The organism is Povalibacter uvarum (assembly GCF_014202975.1).
Classification (GTDB): domain Bacteria; phylum Pseudomonadota; class Gammaproteobacteria; order Steroidobacterales; family Steroidobacteraceae; genus Steroidobacter; species Steroidobacter uvarum.
Genome location: NZ_JACHHZ010000004.1, coordinates 282,901 through 303,217 on the forward strand (window position 1 = coordinate 282,901; position 20,317 = coordinate 303,217).

Genomic DNA, 20,317 nt, shown 5'->3' on the forward strand with positions numbered 1-20,317 from the left:
TGCACATGCAAAACACGCTGGCTGTCGTAGAACGTACGGTTGACAAGTCACTTCAGGCCACTTTAGAGTCAAGTGGACAGGCCACTATGACTGCTCAGTCTGAAGTGGCCAGATGACCAGATGAATAGAGTTTCAGGTTCGACCTGGGCCAATGGACGCGAAGGGGGCGACTGCATCGGCATGACCGGTGAAGCGCAGTCGGCAGAAGTGGCAACAGTCAGTTCTTTCATTCACCACGAGCTCCGTGGTTTGCGTTCATCGAAGCGTCACGCGGCGTCGGCCGCTAATTTTTCGTGCGCAAATGGTAGCGCTACCAGATCGCCACGACGCACGGGCCGTTCGGCGTACGCAGGGTGACGCCGTGTCCCGATTTCAAAAATTCTTGGGTGAGGGGGATGTCATGAAGATTGCGAAGCAGCAAACAGCCCGAAAGGCGAGTGTTCTGGGGATGTGCGTCACGGCCGTCCTTGCGCAGCAGGCGTACGCGCAGACGCCGCCAGCGAATGCGCAAACACTCGAGGAAGTCGTCGTCACGGGCTTCCGCAAGAGCCTCGAGGATTCGACAGCGGCGAAGCGCGAGTCCGTAGGGTTCGTCGATGCCATCTTTGCCGAAGACATCGGCAAGTTTCCGGACACCAACATCGCCGAGTCCTTCCAGCGCATCCCCGGCGTGCAGATCAGCCGCGAAATCAGCGGCGAAGGCACGACGGTCGCCATTCGCGGCCTGAATACCAACTTCACCAGAGTGCTGCTGAACGGCGCACCTGTTGCGATCGCGACTGGGCCGCAGGAAGGTTCGGGCGCCAATCGTGAAGTGCCGCTCGATCTGTTCCCGACGGAGTTGTTCTCGAAGCTCGAGGTTTCCAAGACGCCGAATGCAGAGATGGTCGAAGGCGGCGCCGCAGGCACAGTCAACATGCGCATGTCGCGCCCATTCGACAACGAAGGGCAGCACCTGACGTACTCGATCCAGGGCATCGACAACAGCAACGCTGAAGACATGGGCGGCCGCGGTGCGCTCATCGCGAGCAGCACCTGGGACAAATTCGGCGTACTCGCCGGCGTGACAGCAGTCCGGCAGAAAGTTGCTACTACCGGCTTCGAGACGGTCGGCTGGGCGAACCTGGCACTGACGCAAGCGCAATGCGGTTTCAACAATGCCACACCGCCCGCGCCGCTGCCTTGCAACACCACGGCGGGCAACGGACCTGGCACTGCTGCAACCGTGCCGGACAATGCGAGCACGCAAGCTGCCGGGCTGACACCCGGCGCCCCGATCGATCAGGCCTTCCTGCTCGCGAACAATCCCGGACGCACGATTCAGCAGATCGACAACGCCGTGATTCCGCGCCTGGGTCGGCAGATGTTCGAAGAAGGCGACCGCGATCGCTACAACGGTGTCGTCAGTCTCGAATTCCGTCCGAGCGACGATCTGCACTTCTTCCTCGATTCGATGTACGGCAAGCAGGAAAGCCGCTTCGATCGCGAAGCTGTTGCATGGGCCGTCCGCGCTGGCAGCCAGGGCGGTCGCCCGATTCCAACGCAGCTCGAGGTCGATCGTGAGAATTGCGCAAACGGCTGCGTGGCTACCGCCGGCACGTTCCTCAACGCGCAGTTCATGCTCGAGTACCGGCCCTACACGGAAGAGAGCGAATTCTGGGGAACGAACCCCGGCATGAACTGGCAGATCACGGACAAGCTCAACCTCGACGTGCAGGGCAACTTCACGAAGAGCGAGTTCCATCGCCAGGCCTCGACGGCGCTGTTCATCTCCGACACCGGAACGGTGACCTACAGCAATGTGGGTGGCGACCGGCCGACCATCTCGTCGAGCGTCGACCTGAACGATCCGAACAGCTGGCAATGGCTGATTCTGGATCGCGGCGGCACGGATGTCGGCCGCGTGAACCTCCAGGATGAGAACCGCGAAACCGAAACCGCAGGCGGACGCTTCGCCGTCACGTGGGGCGATGAAACGTTCAGCGTGAAGGCGGGCGGTGCCTACGATCAGTTGTCGCGAGACATCCGTCCCTCGGCCGCCGATGCGCAGTGGCAGGCGCAGGTGTGCGGCGGCGATCCGGACAACTTCCAGCCGGGCCCGAACGGCCAGCCAGCATGCCGCGGCGAAACGGCAGGACAGATCACCGCTGGCGTGAACGGCTATCCCACCTACGCGGCGCCGTACCCGGGTTCGCTCATCCCGAATGCGGCAGTTCCCAGCTATCTGCGGCCGACGCGACACGGCATTGCAACCGTGAACTGGGGCGACTTCCGCCGCGATTCGAACTACGACGCTGTCAGAGCAGATGCGCCTGAATCCGGTGCGACGCCTTCGACGGCGAACTGGGGTTCGATCGAAGAAGACGTCTCCGCGCTGTTCGCGCAGGTGAACGGCGATTTCGAGATCGCCAGCAACCGCACGCGCTACAACGTCGGTGTGCGCTGGGTGAAGACGGAGCAGCTGATCACCTCACGCCTCACATTCGCGAACCCGGCCAATCCCGCTTTGCCCGACGGTCAGAGACTGCCAGACCTGATCAACATCGTGCCGGTCGAAGCGGAATACGAAAACTGGCTGCCCTCGGCGAACGTTGCGATGAACCTGACCGAAAACGCCGTCGTGCGAGCCGGCCTGTCGAAGACGATGACGCGCGCGAACCCGACGGACATGCTGCTCGGTCTCTCGATCCGCAACGCTGACGTTTCGCAGGTAGATCTGGGCAATCCGGATCTCGAGCCGTATCTCTCCGACAACATCGATCTCGGCTTCGAGTACTACACCGGCGCCGAGGGTTACGTCGGCATCGCGGCGTTCCGCAAGGGCATCGAAGGCTTCACGCAGCGTCAGTCGCAGAACATCACGTTCGGTGACCTCGCGCAGTACGGCGTGACGCTCGACACGCTGGCGCAGCAGCAGCGCGACTCTGTGATCGCTCGCGGCGGCAATGCGGCGCCGGTCGAGTTGCGCCAGACCGTCAACGCCAGCGGTCGCCTGACGATCAACGGTCTCGAGTTCAACTGGGTGCAGCCGCTCGATTTCCTGCTCGATGGAATCGGTCTCGGCGGCCTCGGCTTCACGGCCAACTACACGATCATCGACCAGAAAGGCGAGGGCGCGGCACCAGCCATCGCAATCGGCGTGCCACCGGAGAGCTACAACGCAACGCTGTACTACGACAAGTATGGTGTCAGCGCGCGCGTCTCCGTCACTCACAGCCAGGGATCGCAGGCCAGCGGACCGAACAGCAATCAGTCGGGCGTGATCGGGGCCGAGCTCTTCGGCGACGATTACACGCAGTACGATTTCTCTTCGAGCTTCGACTTCTCGGAAATGTTTGGCTGGTCGGAGTTCGTACCGCAGCTGACGGTTGATGTGATCAACATCACCGAAGAGTCGCGGCGCACGTACCAGCAGTACTCCAACGCCACGTACAACCTGTTCGACTCGGGTCGCACCGTCATGGTGGGCCTGCGCGGCAGGTTCTAGTCCGGACATGCCCTGCGCTTGGTGCCGACCCCCCAAACGGCACTTGTCGCGGGATCATGGAGGAGGAGGCGGGGTACCTCGCCTCCTCCTGCTTCCGCGAAATCCCCCCGCTTAGCGACGCAGCGCGTACGCGATCACGTAGCCGCCGGAATCAACCGGCGCCTTGGTATCGCCGGCATTCCGATTGGCTTCAGGCTCCGCGGCGTGGCTCACTTCGAGCGCATCCGTCGAGGGCACCGTGATGACGACGAACTGGCGCTGATCTCCGGGTGCGATGTAGCTGATCGGCGTCGCTTGCGCGCTGCTCGGCAACGCATCGCTCCACAGCACATCGCCCGTGCGCACATCGAACGCGCGCAGGCGTCGATCCATTGTGCCGCCCATGAAGACCAGTCCGCCGCGAGTCACGATCGATCCACCGACATACGGCACGCCCATCGGAATGGGCAGCCTCGACTTCAGGCCGAGGGGACCCAGTTCATTCGCCGTACCGAGCGGCTTGCGCCAGATCGTTTCCTTCGAGCGCAGATCGACGAGCGCAATCTCGCCGTAGGGCGGCTGTTGGCACGGCGTGAAGATCGGTGAGAGGAACGGATCCGTCCGCGCGGCATACGGCGTACCGAGCTGCCATCCGCCCCCGAAGCCGAACTTCGTCTTCTCTGTAACATCCGCGCGTGGATAGAGCTGCACGCGATTCGCCATGTGCAGCGAGTTCACGATCATCACGCTGTTGATCTCGTCGATGGCAACGCTGCCCCAGTTCATGCCGCCAGCGAAGCCGGGATACTGGATGCTGCCGCCGAGCGAAGGCGGAGTGAGCGGGCCCTCGTAACGCAACTTTCGGAACTCGATACGACAGAGCATCTGGTCGATCGGCGTGATTCCCCACATGCTGGCTTCCGTGAAGTCAGCGCCCGCGAATGAAGGCATGCCTGTCGAGAAGGGCTGAGTCTTCGAGGTCCATTCCTCCGGTACATCCGTTTGCGGTACGGCTTTTTCTTCGACCGTCGCGAGCGGCTTGCCGCTGCGTCGATCGAGAAGGAACAGCTCGCCCCGCTTGGTCGGCACCACTACCGCCGCGGCGGTCGAGTTGTTGCCGAGCGGGATGTCGACGAGTACCGGCTGTGACGGCACGTCGTAGTCCCACAGATCGTGATGCGTCGTCTGGAAAGACCAGCGCACGCTGCCGTTCGTCACATCGAGTGCAACGACCGAACTCGCGTATCTCTCCGCTTCCGGCGATCGATGGCCGCCGTAGTAATCGGGCGTCGCGTTGCCGGTCGGGATGTACACGAGGCCGAGGTTGTCATCGGCACTGAACACGCTCCATGCGTTGGGAGTGCCTCGCGTGTAGTGCTCGCCTTCACCCGGCGGGCCCGTGCGATCCGGCCGTCCCATGTCCCAGGCCCAGATGAGCTGCCCGTCGATCGGATTGAAGCCGCGAATCACACCCGAGGGTTCCTGGGTTTCGACGTTGTCGACGACCCAACCACCGAGCACGGCGACATTGCGCGCGATGGTTGGAGGGGAGGTGACGTAGTACCAACCCGGCTTCACGTCGCCCATGCCGGCGAGGAGACTCACTTCACCATCAGTTCCGAAGCTGCTGCAACGCTGGCCGGTCTTCGTGTCGATAGCGATGAGTCGAGCGTCAGTTGTTGCGGTGAGGATTCGTTCGGCGCATTCGCCGATCGGCTCCGGTGAGCGATAGAAGGTGACGCCGCGACACGTCGTGGTGAATCCGATTCTCGAATCCTTCACCTTCGGGTCGAACCGCCAGCGCTCCTGTCCGGTCGCTGCGTCGAGCGACACGACCACGTTACCCGCGAGGCACATATATAAGGAGTCTGCGATCTGCAGCGGAGTCGCCTTGAACGCCCCGTCGACGCCGGTACGATACGTCCATGCGACTTCGAGATCGCTCACGTTGCTCGCGTTGATCTGATCGAAGGGGACGAAGCGCGCGCCGGACGAAGTGCGACCGTAGTGCGCCCAGTCGCCATTGGCTGCCGCCGGTGGATCCACCATCGCGATCGGGAAGGGTAGCGTCGGATAGGGTTCGCGTAGCGCGACACCAATGCCGATTGCGACGAACCCGATCATCGCAAGCCACGTCAATGGGGAGCGAAGCAGCGGCTTGTACTCGCGGCCGCGCAACGAACGCCGCAGTCCGGGCCGCAGCAGGAACAGGCCGAGGACCAGGAATGGGAGCACGCGAGGCGCGAGGGCCCAGCCGTTGAAGCCCACTTCCGCGAGCGCCCATATCGTAGTGAGTACAGTGAGCACTCCATACAGATAGGCACCCCAACCGTTGCCTCGCCACAGCAATACGCCGCTTGCGAGCAGCGCGATTCCCGCGAGCACGTAGTACAGCGAGCCGCCGAGCATCGCGAGTTGCGCGCCGCCGATCGAGAGGATCAGTCCGAGCAGGATGAATACGCTCGCGAGAATCTTCGGGCGACCAGCGTGCGATTTCCGGGTCGAATAGAAGTTCTTGTTCATTGTCGTTGTGGACACAACCGCGACAGTGCGGTGTCGTCATGTGCATGTATAACCGATCCGGTCCATGGCCGCACCGGCCGGATGGATTTCCGCTACGCGAATGGCGCACTATCGCCCACTTGCCACATCGTGCTTGACGGTCGGGTGCTGCTGGCCGGAGCGCGACGCAAGGAACTGGTGTTGTACCGGCGGAGTTCCTGACTGGCGTGCCCCCGGTACGTGTTGAAGGCGACACTTCCGTCGCCGGCCCTGTTCGAAAGAGATGAATCGATTCCCTTATACCTTCGGCATTGAAGAAGAATACTTTCTCGCCCACGCCTCCGACGGCAGCCTGATCGCGCGCATTCCGGATCACTTCCTCAGTCGCGCCCGTGCCCGCCTGGGCGACAGCGTCACCCTGGAGCTGCTGCAGTCGCAGATAGAGATCGCATCGCCGATCCTGAGTGATATGCGGGAAGCCTACGACTGCGTCGTCGATCTGCGCCGCGGCCTTTGCGAACTGCTCGACGAGGAGGGGCTGCGGCTCGTTGCAGCGAGTACGCATCCGCTCGGAGCATGGCGCGAACAGTTCGTCACGGAGAAACCGCGCTACGATCGGCTCCTCGGAGACTTTCGCATCGTCGGCCAGCGCAATCTCGTCTGCGGCATGCACGTGCATGTCGCCGTCCCGCCCGGGATCGATCGAGTCCGCCTGATGAACCGGTTGATGCCCTGGCTTCCGGTGTTCCTTGCTCTCAGCGCTTCGTCGCCGTTCTGGGATCAGCGCGTCACGGGCTTGATGAGCTACCGGCAGGCGATCTACGACGAATGGCCGCGCAGCGGCATTCCGGATTTTTTCGACGACGAACGGGACTATCAGTCGTTCGTCGATCGATTGCAGAAGGCGGGCGCGATCCGCGACGCGAGCTATCTCTGGTGGGCGATCCGCCCAGCGCTGCGATTCCCGACGCTCGAGCTGCGGATCGCAGATGCGTGCACACGTGTCGAAGATACAGTGGCGCTTGCTGCTCTCTTCCGTTGCCTCGTGGCGATGCTCGTGCGCGATCCGGATTACGGCAACCACCGGACGACACATACCCGCCGTCTGATCGATGAGAATCGCTGGCGCGCGAAGCGCGACGGCGTGGCAGCCACCATGCTCGATGAGCAGACGGGCGACGTCGTTCCGATGAAGGCGGTCATCGATCAGCTGTTCGATCTCGTGGGCGAGGATGCGGATGAGCTGGGCTGCAAGGAGTCGCTGCGACAGCTCTACCGCATTCTGGATCAAGGTACGAGTGCGAACGCACAGTTGCGAATCTACAATGAATGCCGTGCCGGCGGCGCCAGCAGCGACGAGGCGTTGCGCCACGTGGTGAAATGGATCTGTGAAACGACGGCGGTCGCGGAGAGGAGCGATCGCGTGGAGAGGAAACTGCCATGAGTGTTCGACAGCGAAAAGTCATCATCGGGCTTTCGCCGCGCATCCTGCGCCAGGTGCCGAGAGAGCTCGGCTTTCGCAACAAGACACTGCAATATCTCGAGCAGTCGATGGCTCATTGCGTGATGCGGCTCGGCGCTGTCGCCGTCATGATTCCGACGGTCGAGCATTCGAGCGACATCAGCCGCTGGGAAGTCTCGACCGAAGACTACGTTTCCGAGCTCGATGGACTCATCCTTCAGGGCGGCGCCGACATCGATCCGGTCGTGTACGGAGAAAAGCGTCTGGATGTCGTCGGCCCGACGGACGCGGTTCGCGATCAGTTCGAGCTGGAGTTGTTGCGCGGTTTTGCCGCGGCGGGCAAACCGGTACTCGGCGTCTGTCGCGGATTGCAGCTCATCAATGTGGCTTACGGCGGCACGCTGTATCAGGACCTGGACGTTGGCGGACTGTCGACGGCAAATCATCGCGTGTCCGACCTTTACGACGAGCACGCGCACGAAGTGAACTTCATCGAGGGCGGCTGGCTGCAGGCGATCTATGCCGGGATGAAGCAGGCGAGTGTGACGTCGATCCATCATCAGGCCGTGAAGGTCCTCGGCAAGGACCTGATCATCGATGCAACGTCTCCGGATGGTGTCGTGGAAGCAGTGCGTCATCCGGGCCATCCATTCCTGCTCGGCGTGCAATGGCATCCCGAGTTCCACGACTCGCGTTTTCCGACGCTGCTGCCGACGGAACCGATGATGAAAGCCTTCCTGAAGGCGGCCGCGGAGCGTCGAGAGCCAAGGACAGCCGAATCGGCCGCTATGCGTTGACACGCTTCGATTTCGGGGACTAGCCTGAAGCCGCCAACCTCAACAGCGGAATCATGAGGTGAGGATATGCGTCTCCCAGACGGATTTCGGCGCCGCAGCTTCGCAGTAATTGTCGTCGCCTTTGTCTCATCCTTCTTTGCAGGCTGCTCGAGCAGCGGGAGCGGAGATGACGACGACCCGCCTCCATCGGGCCAGGTCTCCTTGTTGGCCGGTCACTGGGTGGGAAGCGTCACCGATACGGCGAGCACGGAAGTGCTCACTGCGACGACGCTCATCGACCGCGAAGGCAACGCGCAACTCATGATCGTTCCGGGCATGGCCATCCTGATTCCCGGTGGAGGCTCGTCTCCACCGCCGGGTCCGATCAACACGTTTGGGAGAGTCTTCGTCGTTCACGGAGACGTTTGCTGCGGCTCCGAATTCAGCGGCCAGTTGCAGGCCCAGGACCTGGGCTCGGAAACCCATTCGTCCATTCAGCTGAACGGGCGGCTTTCGGGCGGCATGTTCACCGGCGGATTCGGATACCAGGGGAGACAGTATTCGTTCAGTCTCGCTCCCAGCGATGGTTACGCGCGGCCGCTGACGATGGCGGATCTCGCGGGCGTCTACTCGACTTCACCCTTCAGCTCGAATGGGGTGCCGTCGCCGCTTTCGCTGGCGATCAACGACGACGGCGCGATCACCGGCACACACTTCAACGGTTGCGTCGTGAACGGCACCGTGAGGATTCCGGATCCGGCTCACAATCTGTTTCGCATGCGTGTGCAGTTCGGAAACTGCGGCGCCACGATGGCCATGCCGCGCAATGGCGACTACGAAGGGCTCGGCGTGTTGCTTCGAGGCGCCGCGATTGCGGGCGCTCCCACCGAGTTGCACGATATGCTCCTGCACAGCCTGATCGGTCCGGTATGGCTCGGCTCGCAAGGCGTGATCAAGTAACGGGGTGTCCGCACGGATGATCGTCCGACCTGCATTTGTTCATGACGTGCCGCAATTGCTGCGGCTCATGCATGGCCTCGCCGAGTTCGAAGGGTACCGGGATCGATTCGCAGTGACGGAAGCGGATCTCATCGAGCGTGGATTCAGTCGCGGTCGCACACCTGAGTTTCACGTATTCGTCGCCGCGGATGAGACGGAGGCGCTCGCCGGCTATGCGCTCACCTACCTGATCCCGTTCACGTTCGATCTGCGTCCGACACTCGTCCTCAAGGAGTTCTTCGTTGCCGACGCACACCGCAGCTCCGGCATCGGGCGCAAGCTTTACCAGGCTGTCATCGACTACGGTCGCGAATCAGGCGTGCGCCTGCTGCGCTGGCAGGTGCTGCCGTCGAATGAAGGGGCGAGAAGGTTCTATCGGAGCTTTGGCGGCGACGTGGATGGGGACTGGGAGAACTGGGTTCTGGAGATCCGGTGACGCGTGACGGAAGAGGTCTGCCTGACTCAGCACTCGATCACATTCACCGCCAGTCCCCCGCGCGACGTCTCCTTGTACTTCGTCTTCATGTCCGCACCCGTCTCGCGCATGGTCTTGATGACTTTGTCGAGAGAGACGTAGTGAGTGCCGTCGCCACGCAAGGCCATGCGTGCGGCGTTGATCGCTTTCACTGAAGCGATCGCGTTGCGCTCGATGCAGGGGATCTGGACCAGGCCGCCAACGGGATCGCAGGTCAGGCCGAGGTGATGCTCCATGCCGATCTCGGCGGCGTTCTCGACCTGGCGCGGTGTACCGCCGAGCACGGCGCACAAGGCTGCAGCCGCCATCGAGCAGGCAACACCGACCTCCCCCTGGCAGCCGACTTCGGCGCCAGAGATCGACGCGTTCTCTTTGTAAAGAATGCCGATCGCCGCGGCTGTCAGCAGGAAATCGACGACGCCGTGATTGTTCGCGCCAGGGATGAAGCGCGAGTAGTAGTGCAGGACGGCGGGAATGATGCCGGCTGCTCCGTTGGTGGGAGCCGTTACGACGCGACCGCCGGCGGCGTTTTCTTCGTTCACTGCCAGTGCGTACAGATTCACCCAGTCGAGCACGATGAGCTGATCGCGCAGCGCGGCTTCGGGATTCGCGGTCAGCTGGCGATACAGTTCCGGTGCGCGACGTTTCACCTTGTAGCCGCCGGGCAATACGCCTTCGGTGCGGCAGCCGCGCTTTACACAGGCCTGCATCACTTCCCAGATTCGCAGCAGTCCGGCATCGATCTGTTCGTCGGTGCGCCAATGATGCTCGTTGCGGCGCATGACCTGGGCGATCGAAAGGGTTTCGCGATCGCAGATCGCCAGCAGCTCATCGCCGGTGTGGAAGGGATAGGGCAGGATCGTCGTGTCGGGTGCGATGCGCTTCTGCAGCGCGCCGTCGGCCGCGACCTCTTCGCTGACGACGAAACCGCCACCGACCGAATAGTAGATGCGGTTTGCAAGCTCGCTGCCGTCGGGTGCGAAGGCGATGAATCGCATGCCGTTCGCATGCAGCGGCAGCGTCTCGCGACGATTGAAGATCAGGTCGTTCTTTTCGTCGAAGGGGACCGCGTGCTTCCCGAGCAGCAGCAGTTCGCCGCCATCCCGGATGTGCTGGAGATAGGCGGGCACCGCGTTGACGTCGACGGTATCCGGCTGATGCCCTGATAGTCCCAGCAGTACAGCCTTGTCGCTGCCGTGGCCCTTGCCGGTAGCGCCGAGCGAGCCGAACAGTTCGACCCGCAGACGCGCGACGCGATCGAGAGCGCCTTCGTGCGTCAGTCGATCCGCAAAGAGATGCGCGGCCCGCATCGGTCCCACGGTGTGAGAACTGGAGGGACCGATACCGATCTTGAACAGGTCGAAGGCGCTGACGGCCATGGATGAGGAACTCGCGCGGAAACGCTGCGAGCCAGTGTATTCCCTTGCGAGCTTGCTGGCCCATCAGCAGTTCTGAAGTGAAACAATGTACACAGTCACGGGCGTACAGTACGTTGCTCCAAGCGCCATCCAGAGCCCCCGAAATGATTCCTTTCTCGGTCCTCGATCTTTCACCCGTGACCGCGGGTTCCACGCCGCGTCAATCGTTCGCGAATTCTCTGGATCTGGCGCAACACGCTGAGCGATGGGGTTATCGGCGCTACTGGCTGGCCGAGCATCACAGCATGCCGGGTATCGCGAGCGCGGCAACTTCCGTCGTGATCGGGCACATCGCAGGAGGAACGTCGACGATTCGCGTCGGCGCGGGCGGCATCATGCTGCCGAACCATGCGCCTCTCGTCGTCGCGGAACAGTTCGGGACGCTCGAGTCGTTGTATCCCAACCGGATCGATCTTGGCCTCGGTCGCGCACCGGGCTCCGATCACATGACCGCTCGCGCGCTGCGCCGCACTCTCGCATCGGATCCCGAAGAGTTTCCCCAGGATGTCGTCGAGCTCATGGGCTATTTCGACGAGCCGCAGCCGAATCAGGCAGTGCGGGCCGTTCCGGGGGCGGGTCTCAAAGTGCCGCTCTGGATCCTGGGGTCGAGCCTGTATGGGGCGCAGGTTGCGGCCGCGTTCGGGTTGCCGTTCTCGTTCGCCTCGCACTTCGCGCCCGCGCAGATGATGCAGGCGATCCAGATCTATCGGGACGGCTTCCGCGCCTCGAAGCAGCTCGACCGACCTTACGTCATGCTCGGGTTCAACGTTTTCGCGGCGGACACGGATGAGGAGGCGCGACTCCTTGCCACGTCGGTTCAGCAAGCCTTCGTAGCTTTGCGTTCCGGGCGCCCGATTCAATTGCAACCGCCAGTGCCGGGCTATGCGGATCAGCTCGGACCTCATGAGCGGGCGATCCTCGCGGATGTCCTGGCCTGTTCCGCTATTGGATCGCCGGATACAGTGCGCGACGCCATTCGCGCCTTCGTTGCCAGGACGCAGGCGGATGAGCTGATCATTACCTGCAACATGTTTGATCATTCGGCGCGGCTGCACTCCTACGAAATTGCGGCACACGTGCGCGACTCGCTGGCCGGCGGAACCAATGCAGGCGTACGCGCGTAGTGAGATGCAGGACAAGAATCTGGTCGGCGGGCTCACACTGCACGAGGACGCACTGTGTTGAACAGGTTCTTTGCGGCCAATCGCCGCATCTCCCAGGCGATCACTCCACGCCACATCCATGAAGCCAACGTTTTCGGCGCGTACAGGAAAATCGCGGCACTGCTCTTGTCGAGACCGGACGTCGTCAACGTCGTCGACGTCGGCGCGGGCAAGGGCTGGCACTTTCCGCTTCACTACAAGGAGTGGTATCGCATTCGCCTGATCGGGCTCGATATCGACGCCCGGGAGATGGAGCCCAACCACGCCCTCGACGAGAAGGTGGAATGCGACGTTTCCGATCGCATTCCGCTGGCCGATGCATCGGCGGACCTGTTCATGGTGCATTCCGGCATCGAGCATTTCCCGGACAACGAGCGCTTCCTCGAGAACGCGCTGCGCGTGCTGCGTCCGGGAGGGTTCATCGTCGCGCAGTTTCCGAGTCGCTATGCGCCATTCGTACTGGCCAACCGGCTTCTGCCCGAGAGCGTCAGCCGTCGCGTTCTCGACAAGGCGATGGGAGAGCGCGCGAAGCTGCTGGGATTCCGAGCGCACTACGATAGAACGGACTATGCGGCATTCCGCCGGATGTCGCGCAAAGTCGGCTTCGAAGAGGTCTATCACCTGCCGGGCTATTGCAGCAGTGCCTACTGCGAATTCTTCCTGCCGCTTTTTGCGCTCTCTTATATGTATGACGCGCTCACGTTCGCGCTCGGTATCCGCCAGCTCGCTTCGTACAACTTCTGGGTGCTGAGAAAGCCGAATCCCGGTGCTGCGGAAGAGCCGCTGCGCCTCTACGCCTGGGCGCGATAGAAGAAGTCGCTCGTTTCGATCAAAGAGCGCATCGGCTGGCCTATCGGCGCAGCTTGTTACCGTTTTCTACTCCGACCTTCGCGTCGCACGGGATCGTTGCCCGCATCGTGCGAACTTTCGGTCTCATTCGGTCATTGCGAATGTCGCGACGCGGCAAGCTGTCGTAATCGTAATCGCTCGAAAGTCCACACGTTGTCGTCGAGGTCATCATGCGCTTTTCCCAACACTCCCGTCATTTGTCGCTTCGCTTTGCTGTGGGGGCTGTGCTTCTGACCGCGGCTGCCGGTGTTCACGCTTCAGGATTTGCTCTGCTCGAGCAGAGTGCGAGCCGGCTCGGCACGGCGTTTTCCGGAACCGCCGCAGCGGCGGACGATGCCACAACGATCTTCTACAACCCGGCGGGCATGATGAATCTCGACGAGCTCGAGATCAGTGCGGCAGCCAGCGGTGTCAACATCAGTTCGCAGTTCAGAAACGGCGCGTCGCAGCCCGCGTTGGGTCAGCCGCTCGGTGCCGAAGGTGGCGATGCTGGCGACTGGAATGCGATTGCCGCGGCGTACGTCGCTCTGCCCATCAACGAGAATCTGGCGGCCGGCTTCGCGTTCAACGTGCCTTTCGGGCTCAAGCTCGAGTACGACAACGACTGGATGGGCCGCTTCCAGGCGCTGACGTCGGAGATCCGCACGTTCAACTTCAATCCCGCGCTCGCGTTTCGGCTCAACGAGCACGTGTCGCTCGGCTTCGGCCTGAACTATCAGCGCATCCTTGCGGAACTCACGAACTCGGTGAACTACACGGCGGCGATAGCCGCGGTGTCGCCGGCGCTGGTGCCATTGAACACGGGTCTCGAAGGCAATCTCGTTGTTCGCGGCGACGATGCAGCGTGGGGTTTCAACGCGGGCGTGCTGTTCGAATTCACCCCTCGGACCCGCCTGGGCCTCTCTTACAGATCCTCGATCCAGTATGAAGTCGAGGGGACGGTGAACTTCACTGCGCCGACAGCAACGAATCCGACCGGTGCCGCAATCATTGCTGCCGCTTCGGCACCGGGAGGTCCGCTCGCGGACAGCGGCGCGACTGTCGACATCGAGCTGCCCGACATCGCAACCGCCTCGCTGTACCAGGCGATCGGAGACAACGTCGAGTTGCTGATCGATGTCGCATGGACAGGATGGAGCAGCGTTCAGTATCTGAACGTCGTGCGCGACAACGGTGTGTTGCTCTCGGGCACGCCGGAACTGTGGGAAGACACGTGGCGCTACGCGATCGGTGCGACGTGGAAAGTGAATGACGCATGGAAGCTTCGCGGCGGTCTCGCGTTCGATGAAACACCCGTGCCGGACGAGACACGGACAGCGCGACTGCCGGACACGGAACGAAAGTGGGTGGCCATCGGCGCGCGCTGGACGCCGACGACCGCGACGATCATCGATTTCGGCTACGCCCATCTCTTCAGTGACGATGTGCCGGTGAATCAGAACGAAGGCAACACCCTGCGCTCCGGGTTACTGAACGGTCAGCAGGAATCCGCGGTCGACATCATCTCGCTGCAACTCGGCTATCGCTTCTGACGCTTGCTGTCACGCAGCGGTCACTGTCGCCAACCGCAGTCATTGTAGAAACGCTGACTGCATCAGCGGAATCGACTCCTATAGTCGTGCGCGAATACTTCGCGACGTGATCGTCTGTCGATCTTCTTGACGATTTCAGCGGCTCAGCGAGCGCTTCGCCATCGACGCGCACGTGCAACAACACGCGCGCGAGGTGATTTTCTTTCATGCGGGAACAAACCTTCGACGCCGACGCTTTTGGTGCGCGACGCGAGCGTATTGCGTTTTCCGTTATTGATGCAGATGCGCGCGAGTGTCCGCTTCGAGCGACGCTTGTTCCTCTGATAGTCGATTAGCGAAGCGCGACGCAGCGTGTCACGGGTCGGGTTGGTGCAGAAGTGCAATGTCTCGTTCCGATTTGTTGCGCACGCATGAGCCGAAGGAGCGCGCGACGAAGCCAAAGCGAGTGAGTTTGTAAGTACAAGAACTACAAATTCGTATCGCAGCGGGCAAATCGTCGGGCGTCAGCGACAGAGGTCGCAACGGAACGGGACTTGCTAGAAGAACACCGGGCAGGTGATCGATTCGCGGGACGGGGGCGTGCGCATGTGCAAGACATGGAAGTGTGTCGTGCATGTGTTGGATCTTTGACTCGGAGCCTATATGCGCGCCAGAAAGTTTGAACAAGGTTTCCTCGCTCTCATTGCCACGGCGGTAACCGCGCTGTCGATGAGTGCTCACGCGGCGACGGAAACGTCGACCGCCACGCCAGTACCTCTGCGCAGCGCGCAGTCCGATGGTCCTGCTCCGGTTCGTACGGCATTGCCGCAAGCGACGGCGCATGAACGGGCGGGAGAGATCCGGCTCGCAAGTCTTTCACCTACACCGGCAGTACAGGCTGCGGTTGCAGTGCCGCAGGGAGATCCAGCTCCGCAACGATCCACCAAGGATCTGCTGCTGCTAACGCTGGTCGGCGGAATGCTTGTGGCCTACCAGCTGCTGCGTAAGCACCGGCTGCTGCGCCAACAACCGTTCAGTCTTTAACGGCGAGCGCAGGCGTGCTTCATGAGTAGCACCGGCTATTCCACGCGTTCGTCGGTTCCCGCGATCGGTCAGCGCGCCTGGCGCGATCGTGCGGGCGATGTGAGTGCGAGCGAACCCTTCTCGATCTTCGCGCTGAAGTCGCTGCTGTATCCGATCATCCCGGTCATCACGCTGATGCTCTGCCTCGCGTTCTGGGGCAAGTCGCTCTACGGGCCGTACATCCTGGTTGCAGTGCTTTCGTTCCTGGGCGTCGCGGATCTGCTGGATGTGGTGCCGTTGCGCATCACTCCCGCCAGCGTCATGGCGCTGCGCTCGCTGCTCGACATCCTGCTGAGGTGGGGTGTGCTGATGGTCTTCCTGTGGCTGCTGCTCGGTCTGTCCTATCTCAGCCATCATTTCAGCAAGCCGGTCCTGATGACCTGGGCGATCAGCACGCCGTTCGCACTCTGGATCGGAGAGCTGGTGGCGCAGCAGATGTTGCTGCGCCGGAGCAAGAGCAAGGCGCGTCTTCGCAAAGCTGTGATCGTGGGTGCCAACGACCTCGCCTTGCAGCTCGAGCAGAACATCGGCGGACGGCCGACGCTGCAGATCAGCGTGGGCGGCTATTTCGAGGATCGAGCGGTAGCGCGAGTGCCCGACGAGTGCGTGGGGCGCGTCCTCGGATCGCTTCATGAGGTGGCGGAATACGTCACGCAGCACAATGTGGACATCGTCTACATCACTCTGCCGATGGTGCCGCAGCCGCGAATCCTGGACCTGCTCAATTCGCTGCGCGACTCGACCGCCTCCATCTACTTCGTGCCGGATCTCAAGGTCTTCGACCTGGTGCAGCCGCGCTTCGATCTCGTCGACGGCATTCCCGTGATTGCTGTCTGCGAATCGCCGTACTACGGCGTCCGTGGCCTGCTGAAGCGCATGAGCGACGTTTTCATCTCTGGCACCGCGCTGCTGTTGCTTACGCCGGTACTGGTAGCAGTCGCCATCGGTGTGAAGGTGAGCTCGGCCGGTCCGGTCATCTATCGCCAGCGGCGCTACGGCCTCGATGGCAAGGAAATCATCGTCTACAAGTTCCGCTCGCTCAGCGTCGTTGAAGACGGCGCGACGAGCTACACGCAAGTGGGTCGCAACGATCCGCGCGTGACGCCCTTCGGTGCATTCATCCGCAAGACTTCGCTCGACGAACTGCCGCAGCTCTTCAACGTCCTGCGCGGCGATATGAGCATCGTCGGCCCGCGGCCGCACGCCGTCGCGGTGAACGAGCAGTACCGTCGCCAGATCCCGGGCTACATGGTCCGGCACAAGGTCAAGCCCGGCATCACCGGCTGGGCCCAGGTCAATGGCTATCGCGGAGGAGACGATCTCGATTCGATGACCATGCGCATTCGCTACGACATCGAGTATCTGCGGCATTGGTCGCTCGGACTCGATCTCATCATCATGTTGAAGACTGCGTCCATCATCTGGAATGACCGTCATGCGTACTGACAACGTCGTTAGGACAGCATCGAGCAGATGGGTCCTGCATTCCCTGGTCGTCTGCGCAGGCTTCGCGCTTGCGCTGGCGAGTGCGGCTGTGCGGGCGAACGGCTCGGCGGACTACAAGCTCGGCGCCGGCGATCTCGTGAAGATGACCGTCTTCGGTTCTCCCGATCTCGAGACCGAAGCGCGCATCGCGGAGTCGGGCACGATCACATGTCCACTCATCGGCAGCGTGACGATCGCCGGCCTGTCGCCCAACGAAGCGGAGCAGCTTCTGGTGCGCAAGTACGTCGATGGCGGGTTCCTGCGGCAGCCGCAGATCAATCTGCTCGTGCTCGAGTATCTGAGCCAGAAGGTTTCGGTGCTCGGTCACGTCACGAAGCCGGGGCAGTACTCGCTGAGAGGCAGCGGGGCGGTGCTCGACGTGCTGGCGGAAGCTGGCGGTCTGCAGGCAGCGTCGGCTGGTACGGTCGCGACGCTGACCCGCACCGACGGCACGAAGGCGGAGATCGATCTCGACAAGCTGTTCGACGGTGATCCGTCGCAGAACGTCAAGGTCGGTGGCGGTGACCGGTTGTACATACCGCGCGCCCAGCAATTCTACGTCTACGGCCAGGTCCAGAAACCCGGCCAGTACAAGCTCGAACGCAACATGACCGTTTCCCGCGCGATCTCCGCCAGCGGTGGCCTTACTTCGCGCGGCACCGAGCGGCGCGCGATCGTGAAGCGTAGGAACGGAGAGGGAGTGGAGAAGGAGTACTCCGTGAAGGGAACCGATCTGCTGCAGGCCGACGACATCCTGTTCATCAAGGAGAGCCTTTTCTGAGGCGGCCTGGAGGAGAAAGACCCATGAGCTTCACACAGCTGCTGAGAATTCTCTGGGCCCGCCGTCAATTGGTGATCATCACCACGGCGACCGTGGTGGGTCTCGCCATCATGGCGTTCATCGCGATGCCGAAGGGCTACGTCGGTACCACGTCGATGGTGATCGATGCGCGCGCAGCCGATCCGTTGACTGGCGCGTCGCCGAATCTGCCTTCGACAGCCGCGGTGATCGCGACGCAGATCGACGTGATTGCGAGCCGTGCGGTCGCGCTGAAAGTGACCGACATGCTGAAGCTGCCGACGGACGATGCGCGCGCCGAAGAGACCGGTCTCGAGAAGCGCACCCGCGAAGGCTGGGCAACCGAGTTGCTGAAGCGGCTGGTCGTGAAGCCAGTAGCGGACTCGAACGTCGTCCGTATCAAGTTCGAGGATGAAGATCCGCAGCGCGCCGCGGATGTCGCAAACGCATTCGCCGAAGCCTATATGCAGGCGAGCCTTGATCTGCGCCTGGATCCTGCGAAACGCCAGAGCGTATGGTTCGAGGAGCAGCTGACCCGATTGCGCGGCGTCGTCGAGGATCGGCGCGAGAAGCTCTCGCAGTACCAGCGCAGCCACGGCATCGTCGCGACGACCGATCGTCTCGACGTCGAGAATGCCCGGCTCGAGGAGATCTCGAAGCAGTTGCTGGAGGCACAGCGCAAGTCGCAGGAAGCGAACGCCCGAATGCGCCAATCGCAGTATGCGACCGAAGGTGACCGGTTGCAGGAAGTGCCGGAGATCATGAGCAACGGCCTGCTGCAATCGCTGAAGGCGGACCTGGTCCGCGCCGAGAGCAAACTCGCCGAGCTGAGCGAACGCTACGGACGCAATCATCCGCAGTTCATCGCAGCGAACGCCGAAGTGCAGGAGTTACGCCAGAAGGTCAACGCCGAGGTCGGCAAGGCCAAAGGCTCGATCGAGCAGTCTTCGCAGATTGCGCAGCGCACGACAGCCGATCTGCAGCGCGCGTTCGATCAGCAGAAGCAGCACATCCTCGAGCTCAATCGTCAGCGCGACGAGCTCTCTGTGCAGGACCGTGAAGTCCAGAACGCGCAGGCGGCTTATGACGCGGCTTTGCAGCGCGCGAGCCAGCTGCGGTTGGAGAGCCAGCTCACGCAAACGAGCGTTGCGGTTCTCGATTCCGCCATCGCTCCGAGCACGCCGGCCGGGCTGGGGCTGTTCCTGAGCGTCGCGCTCTCACTCGTGTTCGGCGGACTGCTTGGCGCCGCTCTCGCGCTCATGCTCGAGATGTTCGACCGCCGCATCCGCGACGGCGACGAGCTGGTCAGCGTGGCCGGCATCGAAGTTCTCGGCGAGGTGCCGCGCCTGCGCGCGAGCTTCAAGCCTCACAAGTTGCCGCTCGTGCGGGGCAGTCGTGCCCTGCTGGAAGGGGGATCGGCATGACGGCGGCGAACCACTGAGTGCGGAAGAAAGGGTCCCCTATGGCAATCAATCCCATCCCGACAGACTCGGGCAGGCCTCACCAGCCGATCGGTGAGCTGCTGGCCGAGTCGGCGCGCCTCAGCGAACACGACGTGAAGCGGGTGCTCGCGCATCAGCGCAAGCGCGGCCTGCGATTCGGCGAAGCCGCGCGCAGTCTCGGACTCGTGACAGCCGAGGACGTGCAACAAGCCCTCTCGCGACAGTTCAGCTATCCGTACATCCGTCGCGGCGAGTCGGGCCTGCATCCGATGCTGATCAGCGCCTATCAGCCCTTCGGCGCGGCGGCGGAATCGTTTCGAATGCTGCGCAGCCAGCTGATGTTGCGCTGGTTCGACAAGGGTCGAAAGGTGCTCGCTGTCGGCGCGCCGCGCGCCGGCACCGGCTCGAGCACACTCGCCGCCAATCTCGCAGTCAGCTTTGCGCAGCTCGGTGAACGAACATTGCTGCTGGATGCGAACTTCCGCAATCCGGCGCAGCACCAGTTGTTCGGTATGTCGGCGGAAACCGGTCTGGCGGACGTGCTGCTCGGCCGCTCGAGCGTCGAGAAGTCCATCGTCTCCATTGCACAGCTCAACGGCCTGGCCGTGCTGTGCGCCGGGCCGATTCCGCCGAACCCACACGAGCTCCTCAGCAGCCGGGCAATGCAATACCTGCTCGAGCTTGCGCGGGAGATCTACGACGTCGTGATCATCGATGCACCGCCGATCCTCGAGTACGCGGACGCACAGATGATCGCTTCGCGTGCCGGGGGCTATGTCCTCGTCACGCGGCGTCATCGCACGCGACTCACCGATGTGAGAGCAGTGCAGGAGCGCCTCGAGCCGTCAGGGGCGACATTGCTCGGCGCAATCGTCAACGAATAGCGG

15 protein-coding genes are annotated in these 20,317 nt (G+C 62.4%); 13 read left to right on the forward strand and 2 right to left on the reverse strand.

Annotated features, from left to right (window positions below):
• The first annotated feature begins 400 nt into the window (after positions 1-400).
• On the forward strand, positions 401-3,487 hold the full coding sequence (locus HNQ60_RS17650) for a TonB-dependent receptor (protein ID WP_221304262.1): 3,087 nt from the start codon (positions 401-403) through the stop codon (positions 3,485-3,487).
• Between the two features lie 111 nt (positions 3,488-3,598).
• On the opposite strand, the gene HNQ60_RS17655 is transcribed toward HNQ60_RS17650, so the two are convergent.
• Positions 3,599-5,989 (reverse strand): membrane-bound PQQ-dependent dehydrogenase, glucose/quinate/shikimate family, encoded by a 2,391-nt coding sequence (locus HNQ60_RS17655; RefSeq protein ID WP_184334087.1) that lies wholly within the window; start codon positions 5,987-5,989, stop codon positions 3,599-3,601.
• A 262-nt stretch (positions 5,990-6,251) separates the two neighbouring features.
• Here HNQ60_RS17655 and HNQ60_RS17660 point away from each other — a divergent pair, with 262 nt between their 5' ends.
• The 4 genes from HNQ60_RS17660 (at position 6,252) to HNQ60_RS17675 (ending at position 9,641) form a co-directional block, all read left to right on the forward strand.
• Positions 6,252-7,412 carry a carboxylate-amine ligase gene (locus HNQ60_RS17660; protein ID WP_184334088.1) on the forward strand — a complete coding sequence of 387 codons (1,161 nt, stop codon included), beginning with the start codon at positions 6,252-6,254 and terminating at the stop codon, positions 7,410-7,412.
• Positions 7,409-8,227, forward strand: coding sequence for a gamma-glutamyl-gamma-aminobutyrate hydrolase family protein (locus tag HNQ60_RS17665; RefSeq protein ID WP_184334089.1), 819 nt, complete (start codon positions 7,409-7,411; stop codon positions 8,225-8,227). Before HNQ60_RS17660 ends, HNQ60_RS17665 begins: the two co-directional genes overlap by 4 nt.
• Before the next feature lie 201 nt (positions 8,228-8,428).
• On the forward strand, positions 8,429-9,166 hold the full coding sequence (locus tag HNQ60_RS17670) for a hypothetical protein (protein WP_221304263.1): 738 nt from the start codon (positions 8,429-8,431) through the stop codon (positions 9,164-9,166).
• 16 nt (positions 9,167-9,182) lie between these two features.
• On the forward strand, positions 9,183-9,641 hold the full coding sequence (locus HNQ60_RS17675; RefSeq protein ID WP_184334091.1) for a GNAT family N-acetyltransferase: 459 nt from the start codon (positions 9,183-9,185) through the stop codon (positions 9,639-9,641).
• Between the two features lie 26 nt (positions 9,642-9,667).
• Here HNQ60_RS17675 and HNQ60_RS17680 read toward each other — a convergent pair whose 3' ends face one another.
• Positions 9,668-11,059, reverse strand: a complete 1,392-nt coding sequence (locus HNQ60_RS17680) for an L-serine ammonia-lyase (RefSeq protein ID WP_184334092.1) — start codon at positions 11,057-11,059, stop codon at positions 9,668-9,670.
• 143 nt (positions 11,060-11,202) lie between these two features.
• Here HNQ60_RS17680 and HNQ60_RS17685 point away from each other — a divergent pair, with 143 nt between their 5' ends.
• From HNQ60_RS17685 to epsG, 8 genes are all read left to right on the forward strand, one after another.
• On the forward strand, positions 11,203-12,222 hold the full coding sequence (locus HNQ60_RS17685) for an LLM class flavin-dependent oxidoreductase (protein WP_184334093.1): 1,020 nt from the start codon (positions 11,203-11,205) through the stop codon (positions 12,220-12,222).
• Positions 12,223-12,279: 57 nt separating this feature from the next.
• Complete coding sequence (locus tag HNQ60_RS17690) at positions 12,280-13,071, forward strand: class I SAM-dependent methyltransferase (protein ID WP_221304264.1); 792 nt, start codon at positions 12,280-12,282, stop codon at positions 13,069-13,071.
• Positions 13,072-13,280: 209 nt separating this feature from the next.
• Positions 13,281-14,642 carry an OmpP1/FadL family transporter gene (locus HNQ60_RS17695; RefSeq protein ID WP_184334095.1) on the forward strand — a complete coding sequence of 454 codons (1,362 nt, stop codon included), beginning with the start codon at positions 13,281-13,283 and terminating at the stop codon, positions 14,640-14,642.
• A 642-nt stretch (positions 14,643-15,284) separates the two neighbouring features.
• Complete coding sequence (locus HNQ60_RS17700) at positions 15,285-15,665, forward strand: hypothetical protein (protein ID WP_184334096.1); 381 nt, start codon at positions 15,285-15,287, stop codon at positions 15,663-15,665.
• A gap of 21 nt (positions 15,666-15,686) precedes the next feature.
• Positions 15,687-17,150 carry an undecaprenyl-phosphate glucose phosphotransferase gene (locus HNQ60_RS17705; RefSeq protein WP_221304265.1) on the forward strand — a complete coding sequence of 488 codons (1,464 nt, stop codon included), beginning with the start codon at positions 15,687-15,689 and terminating at the stop codon, positions 17,148-17,150.
• Positions 17,140-17,970 carry a polysaccharide biosynthesis/export family protein gene (locus HNQ60_RS17710; RefSeq protein ID WP_184334097.1) on the forward strand — a complete coding sequence of 277 codons (831 nt, stop codon included), beginning with the start codon at positions 17,140-17,142 and terminating at the stop codon, positions 17,968-17,970. Before HNQ60_RS17705 ends, HNQ60_RS17710 begins: the two co-directional genes overlap by 11 nt.
• Before the next feature lie 23 nt (positions 17,971-17,993).
• Positions 17,994-19,412, forward strand: coding sequence for a chain length determinant protein EpsF (gene epsF / locus HNQ60_RS17715; protein ID WP_184334098.1), 1,419 nt, complete (start codon positions 17,994-17,996; stop codon positions 19,410-19,412).
• Positions 19,413-19,450: 38 nt separating this feature from the next.
• A complete protein-coding gene (epsG, locus tag HNQ60_RS17720) occupies positions 19,451-20,314 on the forward strand; it encodes a chain length determinant protein tyrosine kinase EpsG (protein WP_184334099.1) in 864 nt (287 codons plus the stop codon).
• Positions 20,315-20,317: the final 3 nt, after the last annotated feature.

Coding starts and splice junctions, on each gene's coding strand:
- HNQ60_RS17700 (WP_184334096.1), top strand. CDS start 15,285: ATGCGCGCCAGAAAGTTTGAACAAGGTTTCCTCGCTCTCATTGCCACG.
- HNQ60_RS17650 (WP_221304262.1), top strand. CDS start 401: ATGAAGATTGCGAAGCAGCAAACAGCCCGAAAGGCGAGTGTTCTGGGG.
- HNQ60_RS17655 (WP_184334087.1), bottom strand. CDS start 5,989: ATGAACAAGAACTTCTATTCGACCCGGAAATCGCACGCTGGTCGCCCG.
- epsG (WP_184334099.1), top strand. CDS start 19,451: ATGGCAATCAATCCCATCCCGACAGACTCGGGCAGGCCTCACCAGCCG.
- HNQ60_RS17675 (WP_184334091.1), top strand. CDS start 9,183: ATGATCGTCCGACCTGCATTTGTTCATGACGTGCCGCAATTGCTGCGG.
- HNQ60_RS17660 (WP_184334088.1), top strand. CDS start 6,252: ATGAATCGATTCCCTTATACCTTCGGCATTGAAGAAGAATACTTTCTC.
- HNQ60_RS17710 (WP_184334097.1), top strand. CDS start 17,140: ATGCGTACTGACAACGTCGTTAGGACAGCATCGAGCAGATGGGTCCTG.
- epsF (WP_184334098.1), top strand. CDS start 17,994: ATGAGCTTCACACAGCTGCTGAGAATTCTCTGGGCCCGCCGTCAATTG.
- HNQ60_RS17705 (WP_221304265.1), top strand. CDS start 15,687: ATGAGTAGCACCGGCTATTCCACGCGTTCGTCGGTTCCCGCGATCGGT.
- HNQ60_RS17685 (WP_184334093.1), top strand. CDS start 11,203: ATGATTCCTTTCTCGGTCCTCGATCTTTCACCCGTGACCGCGGGTTCC.
- HNQ60_RS17695 (WP_184334095.1), top strand. CDS start 13,281: ATGCGCTTTTCCCAACACTCCCGTCATTTGTCGCTTCGCTTTGCTGTG.
- HNQ60_RS17665 (WP_184334089.1), top strand. CDS start 7,409: ATGAGTGTTCGACAGCGAAAAGTCATCATCGGGCTTTCGCCGCGCATC.
- HNQ60_RS17680 (WP_184334092.1), bottom strand. CDS start 11,059: ATGGCCGTCAGCGCCTTCGACCTGTTCAAGATCGGTATCGGTCCCTCC.